Below are 15,277 nucleotides of genomic sequence, written 5' to 3'. Positions count from 1 at the left end.
GCGACGACGGCTTGGTCGGGACGCGGATCTTGCGGCTGCCGGTCTCCCGTTTGATGCTGCCGAGGGTGTCGACGACGCATTGGAACGGTGCGTTCGCGGTGTTCGTGTCCACCGAGGAGTGGGTGCTGTCCGAGTAGACGGAGGAACCGTCGATCGGGGAACCGTCGTCGCGGGCGCTGCTCGTCGTGATCCGGCGGCCGAAAGCCGTTGTGCCGCTGCGCAGTAGGTTCAGCGGCCGCTGGAAGACGGCGCGGAGGCGGCGACCTGGCGCGCTGCCGTCCGTCCGGATCGGCGCGCTCTGCCGCGTCGGACCGATCGGGGTGTTCTCGACTACCGGACGTCCCGGGAGCCGATCGGGCAGGTGCCGCAGCGGCCGTGCCGCGACATGTGTGTTGGGCGTGTGCTGCGCGGTCTGGGGTGTGGTGTCGAACGTCGCGTTCGCGGATATGCGTTGTATCCGTTCGTCGCCTCTGCGGCGCAGGGGTCGTGGCGGGATGTACGTGGGCGGGTCGTCCCGCGTGGTTCGTGTCGTTCGATGCGGCGCCGGGGTGATCGGCGTGTTCTCGGAGACTGGGTGTTCCCGCAGGTTGTTCGTGCGGCGCAGGGGCTGTGGCGGGAGGTAGGTGAACGGGTCGTCCTGCGTGGTTCGGGTGTCCTGGTGTGCTTGCGGTGCCGGGATGATCGGCGTGTTCTCGAATACCGGGCGTACCCGCAGGTTGTCCTTGCGGCGCAGGGGTGGCACGTATGTGCCCCGCCGTGTCGTGCCGGTCGGTGTGCTGCCGGATGCGTGAATCGTCGGCAGCTGGGTGGTGATGGGGCGCAGGCGCGGGGGCCGTGCGGGCCGGAAGGGCGCGGGTGGGAACGAACCGTCGAGTGTGCTCGATCCGGGGACCGTCGTGTCCCGGCGTCCGATGCCGAACAGAGCGCTGCCGGACGGATCGGAATGCGACGGCTGCTGATCGGTCCGTGCCCGAACGGATCTGCCGTCGCGCCCGGTATTGCCGTGCGGGGTCCGGGTCGTCGTCTGTTCGAACGGCGTGTCGCCGAATTCGGGAATCGCCGACAGCAGGCTGCTGGTGGTGCCCAGGCGGCGTGGCGATGTGCGCCCGAAAGACGCGGGCAGGAAAGAGTTTTCGGTGCGGAGCGTATCGGCGGCGTGACCGGGGAGCGAGGTATCCGTGCGTTCTGCGCCGGACGACCCGGCGTCGGACAGTTCGGTGTGCGATGTCGGGGGACCTCGCCGTGTTCGAGGGGCGCCGCGTCTGGTGATGACGCGCGGCGTCCGGGTGAGACCCGCGGGATTCGAGAACGTTTCCGAGCCGAACGCCGCGCGCCGGTCCGGCACCGGGGATCGCGGCCGATCGATCGGCCCAGGCCTCCGCCGGGTAGTCCCTGGCCGCAGCGGAGAGCGCGCGGGAATAGGCGGCTTCCCGGTTCCGGGTGTGGCTTCGTCGTCGGAGTCCGTGTGCAGGGCGTTTCGGAGGGCGGTGACGTCGAGTGGTGTGTGTTCGGTTGCGGCGGAAAGGCTTTGGGTCGGCGGTGTTTGCGAGGGGGTGTGGGCGACGGGTGTGTGTTCGGTTTCCTCGTCGGAGTCGGTGCGCAGGGCGTTCCGGACGGCGGTGACGTCGACTGGTGTGTGTTCGGTTGCGGCGGAAAGGCTTTGGGTCGGCGGTGTTTGCGAGGGGGTGTGGGCGACGGGTGTGTGTTCGGTTTCCTCGTCGGAGTCCGTGCGCAGGGCGTTCCGGAGGGCGGTGACGTCGAGGGAGGTGTTTCCGGTCTCGGCGGCAGGGAGCTGGGGCGACGGCCTTTGCGAGGGGTGGCGGTCGAGGGGCGGGTTGGTGGTGGATTCGTCGACGGGTTCGGTGAACCGCACGCTCTTGCGCGGCGCGTCCGGGTCGCGCGCGCCACCCGGCCGGCGCAATATGCCGGGTTTGGGCAGCGGTGCGTTCACGTGCGGAAGGCCGATCGATGTCGGCGCTTCTCCGCCGGCGGCGGGCGCGGAAGTGGTGGCTCGATGATCTGTTCTGCTTTCCGCGCGCCACGGCGCGGCCGTCGGACGGCCGTTGGGGAACGGATTGTGCGGATCTACTCCGGTGGTCCGGTGCAGCCTGCGGTTCCAGGCGTACGAACCGGTGGCGATGGCGTTGTACAGCTCTTCATCGGACGCTGCCGGGTCGAGGGCCCGGAAGTCGGCGAATGCCCGTTCCAGCGTCAATCTTCGATTGGCCCAGAACGGATCGGCGGGCATCCGGGATATCATCAGGCCGTCGGTCAGCGTGATCAGCTGGTTCCGGAGATCGAGCAGCACCTCCGCGCGCCGCTGGGCGGATACATTGCGCGCGATCAGGTCCTGATCGAGTTGCGCCATGTAGTGCTGGCCGAGGGCGCGCCAACGCACGGTATCGATCCAGCCGAGCGAATGCGCGGGTATGTCCGGAATCCGATCGGGACCGAATACCGCGGCCCGGATCTCGGCCGCGGTCGGCTGTGCGGTCGTGGAATCAGTGGCCGAGGTGCCGGTGGCCGCCGGGCTGGTGGTCTCGGAACGCGTTCGGGCCGTTGCGGTTTCGTCGGGGGCGAGGAAGATGCTGGTGGCCGATGAGCCCATCGCCGGGACGGCGAGGTAGTAGTGCGCGCCGTGGATCAGGGCGTTGACCTGGGGGTGCGTGGAATTCGCATCGCCGAGCGGCGTTCCGGTGCCGTATTGCCTGGGGATATAGACGTTGAGCCGAATCCGGTTGCGGTCGAGGACGGCGATGCTGGCCTGCGGGACCAGATAGCTGGCCGCGTTTCGCCACACACCTTGCCGGGCCAGTGCGCCGACCTGCTGGTAGAACCGGGCCCAGAGCTGATTGTCGCGCCGCGCGGTGAACAGGTCCCGGAACTCGTTGTACTGCAGATAACTCTCCGGATCCTCGCCGATTGTTTCCAGCGCCAAGCGGAATTCACGGGAAGCGTCGGCCGCCGCGAAAATCCGGTCGAAGCGGCGGCGCCGGACCGCGGTGTGCAGCGCGGAACCGGGCACGAGAATGCGGGAGAGGCGCTCCCGATAGAAGCCGGTGGCCGCGGCCAGGACGGATTCGAAATCCGCGAAGTAATCGTCGGGGTTCCGGTGGATCTCCCGGACTATGTCCGCGCGTATTTCGCGGATTCGCTGATTGCGTTCGCGTCTGGTCAGCACCTGGTTCGGGTGCAGGGCGCGAGTCAGCACGTGGATGTAGCAATCGCCGTCCATCGGCATGCTCTGCCACCGGTATCCCGGCGGAGGCGCCACGCCTCCGTGTGCCTCCCCGGTCGGCTCCGGGGTCTCGACCTCGGCCTTGGCCTTACCTTTCGGGCCTTTCGCGCGGTCCGTTGCCGACTTGTCGGAGTCGTCTTTCGTATCCGCCGTTTTCCTCGCCGGATCCGATGTCGATTTCGGATCGTCCTTCTTGTCGTCTGTAGCGTCGTCCTTCTTGTCTGCGGGCTTCAGTACGCTGCCGTCCTTCGGGTCGATGCCCGGTGGGTCGACATGCCCCGTGGGGTTCTCCATCGTGTTGAACTCGACGTTCCCGGAAACCCACAGCACGCCCTGCGGACCACCGACCTCGATCAGCGCGGCGGCGCTGATGCGGTAACTCTTCGTATCGCCCTGTACGCCGAAGCGAGCGTAATTGGTGGACTGCCGGAGCAGACCGCTCGAGTTGACGTATCTGACGAGATCTCCGTCCAGCGGGATGTTCGTCGGAGTGTTCTGGTTGGTGGCGTCCGCGTTGAGGTCGTTCGTCATACCGAAGGTCACCCTGTACTCGTAGGACTCGCGGTCCTCGTGGTGGGTCACGTCCTCGGCGACGGAAATACTCTCGATCGACGTCCTGCGATTGACCCGGACCAGTTGCGGCGAGAAGAGCGTCACCTTGAGGTATCTGTCGCCCGTCGGGTTCTTCGTGTGGATGATCTCCTTACTCGGTGCGGCGTCGTCCAGCGCCGCACTGGTGGCCTCCGGCCCGATATGCGTTTCGACGCCGTACCCGGCCAGCGATTGCAGCAGGCTCGGGACGGCGGGGGAGAAGCCCGGCTGTTCGCTGGGCACGAGCGATGGGTCGACCGCGCGCAACGCGCGGGCCAGCTCGGCCCGGCCGTCGAAGTCGTGGATCAGCAGCGGCAGCGTGGGTTTCCAGGTCGGCCCGGCGAACAGTGTCCGCAGGGCGGCGGGCGGGTTGATCGGGATGGAGATGCTGCCCGGGGGCGCCGGCGCGATCGGCTTGCTGGGGTCGTCGGAATACAGGCCGGGCGCAATGCCCGTCACGGCGTTGCTGCCCTTGGTCTCCGAATTCTCGAAGAGGATGAGTACGTCGGCACGCACTTCCGTGTGGCTGATATCGGTCGTGGGCGGGAGTTCGGACTCGTCGATCGCTTCGAGCTGGGCTTCCAGGTCCGGGGTGAGCACCGTGACCGGGACGAACGACAGGTCCGGGGTGAGCGTCGTGACCGCTGCGGCCGGTGTGAGATCGACCATCGCCACGGACTCGGCCGCGGGCGCCTTGGACCACCCCAGCCAATCGGTGGTTGCCCGTCCCACGTGGGCCACGCCCTGTCCGAGGTAGCTCAGCGCATCGATGCCCTTGGACATCAGGAACGAGGTCACCGGCTGGGTGATCAGATGCGAGCTGACATCGACGTTGATCTTGTAGGGCACCGAGAACCGGGTCAGGCCCACCGACCGGACCCACGTGCGACCCTGGCGGTAGGAAGCCCGGTTGTTGCCGTCACCGCTGTTCCGGCCTTCCGCGACGCTGAAGTTCGGCTGGTAGCCGTTGGCCAGGCCGCCGGGATTGAAGTTCTCCCGGCGGTCCTTGGTGCTGTAGCCGCCGATGCCGGTCGCGCCGGGGATGCTCAGGGAGTTGCCGGTGGTGCCCTGGTAGCCGCGAATGATGTCCAGCAGGGTGGTGTCCGGGAGCTGCTCGCCCTGTTCCTGGAGCTGTTTCAGTTCCTTCGACACCGGCTTGCGGCTGTCGTCCTTGCCGATCCGGGACAGATCGGGTGCCGCCGTGAGCTTGACGGTGACCAGGCGCGGAATCGGGAACCAGGAGCGGTACAGGAAACGAATGGTGTCCTTGGCTTCCGGGCCGCCGTTGACCAGGGCGCGCAGCGAATCGTCGTCGGTCGCCTTGGCGATCCGCGGCAGGACGGCGGGCTGATAGGTGGTCGAGCCGATCTTGGTGATGCCGCCGGCCTTCTTCTCCACCTCCGCGGTCACCTTGTCCCGCAAGGTGTTTCGGGCGCCGTGCACGTCGACGTCGTAGGCGACGGCCAGATCGAGTCTGCCGTTGGTCTTGAAACCGGCGGGCAGGCCGTTACCCGGCTCCAACGGTTCCGGAATGGTCAGGTCGGTACGAGCCTGGACGAGTGCCAGCAGTTCGGGGTGATGCCGCAGTTCGCTTTCCACGAGATAGAACTCCACGGCATCGGGCACCTCGATGTAATAGGACTTCGAGCGGGCCCCGCCGGGGAACATGTTCCGGATGGTGTTGCGCGGAGCGGCGGTGATGTTCATCAGGTATTTGGCGTCCGCGACGAACACGTACGCGCCGATGTAACTGGTGACGGAGACGTCGTTGGTGGCCATGGCACGGGAGGTGACGCGCTTGTCGCGGGTCTTGCCGACCTGGCCACCGCCGGCCAGGATGCCGTGGCCTTCGGAGTTCCTGCCGTAGTAGCCGGTGCCGGAGCCGCCGACGTGATCGCCGAGATGGGAGGGCTGGGCATAAGCGGTGTGCGAGGTGGTCGTCAGCAGCTGTTCGGCCTCGAACTTCGGCTTGTACTGCACTCGGACGTTGTCGATCAGGCCGCGCAGGTCGCCGGTGAAATCGATACCCGCGAGCGTGCCGGGAGCGGTGGTGCTCTCGATCGGGTAGGAGGTCTGGAATATCGAGGCGGTGAGGTTGCTCGGCGCAAGCGCGCTGTGGAAGACCTCGCGAACCGTCGAATCCGGATTCGTGGGCGGTTCGCCGAGCGTGGTCTTGCGGGTCCACTGCCCGACGCCGATGGTCTTGTCCGCCAGCCAGCGCGCCGCGCCCAGCAGCGTACTGCCGACCGCGCCCCAGTTCACCGTCACCTGGTCGCCGTCCGCCTGGTTCGCCTGCCTGGCTGCCAGCGCTTCGTCGGTCGGGAACGCGCCGGGGACCACCGGATCGTCGTCGGTGTCCTGGGTGGTCTCGGTGTCCTTCGGGCCCGCCGGTTTCGTCTCTTCGGCCGGTGCGGTCAACTGCGGCTGCTCGTCCCCCTCGGCGGCCTGCTTCGCCTCGGCCGCATCCTTTTTGATGCCTTCGATCAGCTCGGTGATCGCCTTGTCCGCGGTTTCCCGGAGAATCTTGCTGCCGCCGGGATCCTGCATCTTGGGGTTGCGCGGCAGATCGGCCCGCTGGTCGAAGGCCTGGACCAGCGCCTGGTCCTTCTGCGGGTCGATCGCGCGGGACGTGGGCTCCAGCGCGGCCGGTGCGGTGTCCGGCTTTTCGGCCAGGGTGCGATAGGTGGGCAGAGCCACCCGGATCCGGCCGGTACCGGTACGCAGTATGCGGCCGGTGGTGCCCGGTTCGGCGCCGGCGGCGGGCTGGGTGACCTCGGCGCCGGTGCTGTCCGTGCTGTAGACCGACGCGGAGTAGACGGTCCCGTTGTCGGTCGTGAATTCGCCTGTGTCCGTTGTGGATTCGCCGGCGTCTGCGGTGACCTTGGTGACGGTGCCGGGAGCGGGTTCGTGGGTGTCGAAGATGTGCAGCTCGTACTCGGTCGGTACGCCGAAGACCTCGCTACCGTCGTCGCTCGGGGTGAAGATGTTCCTCTCGTTGATCTTCCAGCCGTAATCGCGGACCTTCGGGGCCGACTGGCTGTGCACGTACGCACCGGTGATACGTGCTGCCGGTTGGATATTGCTCCCCCCGCCGATGAGATTGTCGATCGAGAAGTTTCCGCCGATACTCCACGGGAACGCGTTCGAGTACTGGTCGCTACCGGATGAATTCACACCGTTGTAATTCATCGTCGGAACCTTGGGCAGCGACGTCTCGTGCGTGATGCCCTGGTACGGGTCGGCGGGATTCTCCATCCGGCGTTTGGTCACGATCATGGCGGTCACCCGGCGCATACCGGTCGCGGTGGCCATCTGGAAGGACGGAGGTTTGGCGCCACCCTGGATGCTCTCGTCCAGCATCGCCCGCGGGCCGGCCTTCGCCTGGTCGAGCGTGCGGTTGTTCTCCAGACTGTCGCGCAGGAAACCCTCTTCGGACAGATACTTCTCCAGGTCCTCCAGCAGCGGCTCGATACCTTCGACGCTCAGCGGTGTCGTGGTCAGTCCGAGCTGGCGCAGGTACACGATTTCCGACGGCGGATACAGCGTCTTCTTCGGCGCGGCGCCGAGGGTCTTCAGGTTCGGCACCATCATGTTGACCGGATAGGTCTTCCCGCTGGCCAGCGGCGACCTGGGCGCGGGCCTGATCGGGGGCCCGAAGTTGCGGACCAGTTCGACGTTGATGGTCATCTCGGGCGTGACATGCAGGAAGTCGCCCTTGTGTCGCAGTGTGCGTGCCGTCGTGCCGCCGTGGTTGAGCCCCAGCTGGTAGCTCGCCTGGTAGTTCGCCCCGGCCCTGGGCAGCGTGAACCGGAAACCCGGGGATTCGGGGTAGCCGGTGTCCGGGTTGGTCTTGCCGAACTTGAAGGCCGAGGTGAGTGCGAGCAGGAAGCCGAACGAGTTGGCGACCCGCGTCGCGCCGTGCACCGCGAGTTGCCGCACGGTGTAGAGCTCTGCTCGGGAATTCTTGATGGGTGGACCGGTGAGCTCCGTGCCGCCGTGCAGATCGACGCTGAACCGCAGGTATCCGATCTCGCCACCGATATCCGAATACAGCGTCGGCGTATCCACCGCGCCGTCGCTCCACATGATCGGCAGGGCGCCGAGGAAATTCTCCTCGCGGAAGAATTCCCACAACCATTCGACCGACTTGTCGGACATGTTGTTCAGGGCCGGGAACGATTTGAGCACGTCCCCGTATATCTTGTCGATATTCGGAATGTCGTGCGGCCCGTACAGCGGGAATTCGTACCGCAGCCGTTCGATCGGCGGCGGGCCGGCCGGGTCGTCCTTCGGCAGCGTCGGCAGTTCGCTGTTGTCGGTCAGGTAGTCCGGGAAGTACGCCTGCAGGATGTCCGGCGCGCGTTCGTCGATTCCGTTCCAGCCCTGCGTCATCCGGTCCGGGTTTCGCAGATCGGCCAGACCGTGGCCGACGCGCACCTCCCAGGTCGGCAGGAGGTCGTAGAGATGGTGCATGCCCAGGCTCCGCAGCTTGGCGATCGACTCGATCTCCGAGGAGATGCGCAGGTCGGTAGCCATCTCGTTGAGCTTGCCGTCCACCTGTCCGGTCAGGCTCACCTTGTCGACGGGCCCCTTGTGCAACTGGCCGGAATGCGCATAGGAGGCGGACCGCAGATTGGTATTGCCCAGCAGTCGCCTGATTTCGAAGACGGAGCGCTGGAAATGCTGGACCCGGGAGACTTCCATATCGTCGGTCGGCAGTCCGGTTTTCGGCGTCCGGCCGATGACGTTCAGCGAAAGGCGCAGGAAGACAGGATATTTCGTGTCCTTGTATTCCACCGGCAGGGGCAGTCCGGACTCGCTGAGCAGGCGAGACCACTCGTTGTTCAGCAGATCGGCGGTCAGCATGCGTGCGACGTCCGCGCGGAACTTGTCGTCCCGGCCACGCGTCGCCTCGACCTGCGCAATGACATGCTGCCGCAACCATTCCACGGTCTCCTGCGGAATCGGCTGGTAGTCGATGAGGTTCTTCGCGCCCTGGTGCCCGGTGCCGTATTTCCGCATCGTCGGATTCAGATCGAGCGGCTCGACACCGATCTGCCGTCCGAGGTCGCGGCCGAAATAGGTCTCGTCGTCCTCCGGATCGTCCTGCTGCTTGGGCAGCTGGAACAGCCGCCGCAGACCGTAATCCGCCGGCTCCTCGACGGGCCGGGCCGATTTCTTGCCGGAGTCCGCCGATTTCTCGGTGGCCGTTTTCGCGGTCGCAGCCGGGTCCCGCACGGTCGCCGCGGAGGCGGAAACCTGCTTGCCGTCGGTGACCGTGGTGAGCGCGGAACGGACGGGACCGAGCCTGCGCGTTCCGCCGATCGGGTTCGGTCCGCCGTCGCTGTCCTGGCTGTATGCGGAGGGAGAGTCGCTGTCGTACCCGGCCGGGAACTGTCCGTTGCCGACCGGATTCGCGAGCGCGGGGTTGCCGATGGAGTTGTCTCGCCAGTGCGCGGAGCCGTCGCGGTAGGCGTAAGGGAAGACCGGGCTGTAGGTCGCGGGCGAGTCGTCGCTGTAGACCGATGGTGAGTCGGAGTCGTCGCGGTTCGTGAATTGTTCTTTGCTCGAGGGGATTTCGAGGCCCGGAGTGTGGCCAGTGCCGTCTCGGCTGTATTCGGAAGGGGAGTCGGTGTCGTTCCGGGCCGTGAATTGCCCATCGCCCGAGGGATTTTCGAGACCGGGGCTGTGGATGGTGTCGTCTTGGCTGTATTCGGAAGGGGAGTCGGTGTCGGAGCCGATCGTGAATACTTCGTTGCCCGAAGTGGTTTCGCGGGCCGACCGCGACGATCCGGTCGTGGCCTCGTCCTGGCTGTATTCGGAGGGCGAGTCGGTGTCCGAGCCGATCACGAACATGTCGTTGCTCGCCGGGACCTGGAGGGCCGGGCTGTGCGCGGTCGATTTCCGGGTGCTGCTCGCAGTGGTGCTGTGCGGGACGCTGTCGGACAGGAAATAGCTGTCGTCGCTGGACACGGAGTCGCCGTCGGACCCGATCACGAAAAGCTCGCTGTCCGAAGGGAGTTCGAAGGGCCGGTCGTCCTCGGTGATGTGCGGGGCCGGGCCGGGCAGCACGTCGTCGTCGCCGAAGAGGGAATTCGAGTCGCCGTCGTAGACGGAGTCGAGGTCGGAGCCGTAGTCGGCCTCCACCGTGAACGGGTCGTCCGCCGACTCGGGGTCGGTGATGAGGTTCTGCATCGTCGACGCGTTGCCGGGAGGTGTGATCTGCGGTGTCTGTACGTTCCACAGCGGCATCTGCTGCACGGCGGGTGTGGTGAGGTTGCTGGTGAACCCCCGGAAGAAGTCGACCGCGGGCGGTTCGGCTTCTCCGGTCCGTGCGCTGGGCGCGGACGATTCCGAATCGGCGGATTCCCAGGGCTCGGCGGGCATGACCCTGACGGTTTCGGCCCGCCCGTCCTGGATCACCGCGCGCAGACCGTCCAGGGTCGTCGTTTCGACGCGATCGTCCAGGTGCCGCAGTTCGATCCCGTGCGCGGTGAATTCCGCCCGCAGGTAGTCGCCGCCGGGCGTGCTGAACGACATCAGGGTTCCGGCGAGAGCGCCACCGCGCCGCAGCCATTCGGCCGCGTCCTCTCCGGTGTAGTGGCGTATTACGCCGTTGTCCTCCTCGGTGTAGGGCAGATCGTCGGGGCGCGAGCCGTTCGACTCCGGACGGTCGGCGCCGGCCGAGTCGTTCGTGTCGGCCGGATCCTGGGCGGGTGCCGAATGGTCCGTGTCCTGCGCCGAATTCGATGCGTCCGAGGAGTTCGGTGTCCGCCGGTCGTTCGGCGTGACGGACTGCTGCGCATTGCGCTGCGACGAGCGCGCATCGAGGTTGTGCGGCGACTCGGACAGCGGTGGCGCGCCGGCGCGCTGCGCCCCGGCGCCCCGGGGCGCGAGCAACTGCTTCTCCACCTCACGCTGCACGTGCGGCACGGTCTGCTCGCGCAGCTGCTGTTCGGCCGCGTGCAGTTCGGCTTCGGCGTTGCCGAGCTCGGTGCGGGTGACATCGGTGCGGTGTGCGTGATCCGCGGCGACCGCCTGCTCGTGCGCCGTGGCCGCTTTGTAGTACCGCACCACCTGCGTGACGACACCGTGATCGGCCACCTCGGTGTACATGTCCTCCGGTGACAGGAAGCGCCGGAACGATCCGGGGTAGCCGCCATTCTTCCGGTCCTCACCCGAACCGCCGCGCTGGGCGCGACCGCGAATCTGGACGTGCGCTCGATCGCCCGCATCGGGTCCGACGGTCGTACGGGCGCGGGTGCCACCCAGCTGCAGCGAATCCTTGTCCGGCTTGGGGCTGGCACCGCGCCCATCGGTCTTGTGGCCGAAATGCAGACTGCCCGGCTTACCCCAGGCCTTGGTCTGGTCGTTGGCGAGGTTTTCGGCGTCGTCACTGTTTCCGTGGCGGTCGTACCACTGTGCGTCCCGCACGGTGTAGTCGAGTCCGATGTCGTCCGCGACCTTCAATTCGGGCTCGCCGGTTCGGGCCCGCTCCTCGTTGATCCGCGCGACCTCCGCGCGCAGCCGGTCGTTGGTGATCTTGTCGACCCAGTCGACGACGCCGTATTCCTCCAGCTTCTTGTCCCGCCACGAGTGCAGTTCGGTCGTCTTGACGATGCTGCCGTCGTCGCCGCGCTCGATGCGCACACTGTCGCCGGAGATGTCCCGGTTGCTGTGTACCTGCCAGTGTGGCTGACCGCCCTGCTCCACCCCGGTCACGACGCCGTTCTCGTCGGTGATGAGCTTGATCTCGCCGTCTCGCGCGATCGCTTCCTGCACGATCGCCTCGGCCGAGGCCTCGAGTTTCCCTTCCCGGGTTTTCAGCACGACGTCCGGCAGATCCTCGATCCGGTCCGCGTAGTAGTTCTCGATGCGCGGCACCGGCCCGATGTGGTGCTGGTCGTAGAGCGCGTCCTCCACGTGCGTCAGCGTCCCGGAGACCCCCGACGGCGAATGCAGGAAGCTGCTGCCGACGATCTGACCGAACCCCAGGTACAACGCCTCCGAGGAGTGATTGGCCTGGACCTCCACACCGGCCAGCACGTCGAGGTATTGCCCGATGTCCTGCAGCCGGTTCTCCCGGATGTCGGTGGTGCCCTTGGTCCGGTCCAGCATCAGCTTGTCGGTGTTCTTGTGATCGAGCAGTCCGACCCGCGGGGGCGTCTTACCCTCCGGATCGTGCGAGACGATGTAGTGCTCGTTGCGGATCATGCCCCAGTTCGCCAGTGCCGCGTTCTTGTACATCTGGACGTCGGGGTGGTCGCGGGTCAGCTGCGGCCCGGGCACCTTGTTCAGCTTCTCGATCGCGGCGTCGGTCAGCTCGGCCCGCCACATGCCCTTGGTGCGCTCGGGCCGGGCGAAATCCGCGTCGGTGAGCCCGTGCAGCTTCTGCGCGGCCAGGACGCGATGCGTCACCTCTGTGATGTGTTGCGCCCGCTCGGGCGATTCCGCCTGGGAACCGCCGGGCGTCAGCACCGCCTCCTGGCCGTCGAACATGGCCGCGTCGAACTCGTCGCCGGTATAGATACCCTTCGGGAACGGCTCGAACGTGCGGTCCACGTTGTACTTCGCGGCGGCCTCGTCCAGCGTGGCCTTCATCTCGTCGAGCTTCGGGCGGTCGTTGTTGAGCCAGTTGTGCAGCGCCTCGACTTCCTCCTTCGGCGCCTTGGTCGCGATGCTGTCCAGCATCGACTGCGCTTCCCGCAACGCCCGGAACTGGAAGTCGTTTTTCGTCCCGACGATCACGCCGTTCTCGGGCATCGGCCCGTCGTCGGTCATGCGGCCGACGTTCACCAGCGGAGCGCCGGTCTCCGGATGGGTGAACGCCTTGACCAGGTCGACCATCGATGCGACCAGATTGTCGCTGCTGGTGCTGCCGTACGAGGTGCCGTGCTCGAGGGCGTCGGTGAACAGCCGCATCGCCATCAGCATTTCCTTGCCCTGACCGGTGCCCATGTTGGCGGTACGGAGCAGGAAGCCCAGCATCTGGTTCTCGCGGGGGGCGAAATGTTCGGGATGATTGCGGCGCACGAACTCCGACAGGTAGGTCAGGCGTTGCTCCTTGGTCCCGGTTCGCATCAGCTCGCGCAGCTGTTCGTCGGTCAGGCGCGGCACCGGGCTGTCGTGTTCGCCGGACAGCAGTTCCTCGTTGTGCACGGACAGCGCCGCGAGGATGTCCTTCGCGGCGGCCATGCGCTTGTTGTTCATGGCCTCGAACGTCTTGGCGCGCCCGGCCAATCCGGTGTCGAACGCCTCCTGATCGGCCTTGCCCGCCCTGTCCAGCGACTCGGTCCGTTTGCGGATCACCTCCAGGCCGGTCTCGTCGAGCTCCTCGTGTGCCTTGCGGAAGGCGGCCTCGTTCTCGTCCCGCTCGGATCTGAGCGGCTCGAGGTCCAGTTCCTCCCGCTCGGTCAGTTGTTTGCGCAGCTGCTGCTCGCGGGTGCGGACGTCGCTGTCGAACCGGTCGCGGTCGGTGATCCCGCGAGTGTCACGGCCGCCGCCGGAGCTGATCCGCTCGAAGAACCTGGCGATCCTGCTGCTCTTGTCGTGCGCATCGTCGTGTTCCGCGCTCGCGCGGGATTCCTCGGCCCGGCGCTCGTTCATGGCCTTGTCCAGTGCCGCGCTGTGGTCCCCGGGTGCGGCCCGCAGCAGTGCCTCGCGTTCGACCAGTTCGCGGCGCACCTCGCTCGCGCGCGAGTTGATATTGCCGCGCAGCGCCTTCAGGTGCTTCCTGTCGGGCTCGGATTCCTTGGTCGCCTCCTCGTACTCCTTCCTGGCCGCCGCCAGGTCGTCGCGGGTCTTACGCACGCGTGCGTCGGCATCCTCGATGCTCTTGGTCAGATCGCCGTTGCGGCGCGCCTCGAGGTCGGCGGCCCGCTGGTTGTAGGCATCACGGCTGCCTTGCCAGGCCGCGCGGGCATCGGTCAGCTTCTGTCGCGCGGCGCGGAGTTGCCTGTCGGTTTCGTTGTGCACGGCGGCGGCATGTGCGTCCGCCTCCCGGATGCGCTGCTCGGCCTCGGCCTTCAGGACCGCGTACTGCTGCTCGACCGCGTGCTCGACCGCGGCGTCGTGCTCGGCCCGCGCCTGCTCCACGTTCGCCCGGGCCTCGTCGAGGTGCTTGTGTGCGTCGGCCGGAGCGGCGTTGTCCGAGCGCTCGGCCGCTGCGGTCCGAAGATGTTCGGCCTCAGCGGATTCCAGCGCCCGGCGCCTGCTGTCGTACTCCGCGAGGGCGGCTTCCAGTCGTTGCCGGGTGTCGATCACATGCTGATCCCGGCTCCCGCCGTTGCGAATCTCCTGCGCCAGTTGATCCCGGCGCTCCACCTCCCGGCGATCCGGCTCGGCGGCCGTGGGGCGCACATTCGAACCGGTGCGGGTGGTGTCAGCGAGTTCTCGGGGGGTCTCGTCCTTGTGGGGGATCACGGCCTCGAGATCCTCGGGCCGGGGCTCGATCCGGGCCTGGATCACGGTCGCGCCGTCGTCGTGGCCGACGCCGGTGATCCGGTAGGTGGTGTCGCGAGCCAGCAGTAGATGGTGCGTGTCCAGGTGGTCCGCACCGACGTACACGCCTCGGGTGCCCCGCGGGATCTCCAGTTGCATGCGGTAGGAACCGCTTGTGGCCGAGGCGGTTACATCGCGTAGCGGCAACTGCATGTAACCGGGTTCGCGCTGAACGGTGTCGACCAGATCCTGGATGTCGCGGCCCGTGAACGGCTTGCCGTTCCTGTCGATCAGAACGCGCGGGTCGGTGAGGGGGCGGTCGATGCGAATCGCTTGCGGCAGTGGCAATTCGTGCCCGGTCGCCTGGTCGAGCAGGTCGATGTTGCGCTGAACCTCGCCGGGCTCGAACGACCGGTTCAGGTTCTGCCGGAAGTAATCGGACCATGCGCGATACAGCGCGGCGCGATTGCGGAGCTGATTCCAGCGTTCCTCAGGGTTCTCGTGGGACAGGATGCCGTCCAGCGCCCGGATTTCCCGCTCCTGCTCGGGCGTGCGGTTCCTGGTGTCTCGCAAGGCGTCCCGCCGGTCACGCAATGCGTCGGCGGGTACCTCGCGCAGCGCCGGGATATCCGGGGCGAGAGAATCCTTGCCGGTGAGCAGGTTCGCGGTCTCGTGGTCGGCACCGAATTCGGCGTGGCGCTCCGCGATTTGGCCGGGCGGGAGGTTGTGCAGCAGGTCGTTGACGGTGGGGATGTCTCGGTTGCCGTCCAATGCCGCCCGCTCATCGAGCGGCAGATCGTCCCGGGTGTTCAGCCTGCTGGCAGCGAAATCGTCGGCGCGAGCGAGGGATTCGAAGCTGCGCACCTCATCCGGATGCGCCTCGCTCCGCTGTGGATCGCGCAGCGGGGTGCGCATCTGGTCCGTCGGCGAGGCGAGCGGCGATTCGCTCGAACGGAGGGCGTCGTCCTGGCGCGAGGTCGACGGCGGCAGTTCGGCGCGACGATTCAT

At 67.0% G+C, this 15,277-nt stretch carries 1 protein-coding gene (only partly in view); it reads right to left on the bottom strand.

Features of this window, described 5'->3' with window-relative positions:
- On the bottom strand, positions 1 to 15,277 hold the beginning of the coding sequence (locus AC5WS7_RS08150) for a C2 family cysteine protease (protein ID WP_495954503.1). 23,294 nt of this gene lie to the left of the window's left edge; only the first 15,277 of its 38,571 coding nucleotides appear in the window; the start codon lies at positions 15,275 to 15,277; the stop codon falls past the left edge of the window.

The sequence above is a fragment of the Nocardia sp. PLKS1-43 genome, assembly GCF_059510335.1.
This window is presented reverse-complemented; position numbering and strand designations above follow the sequence as displayed.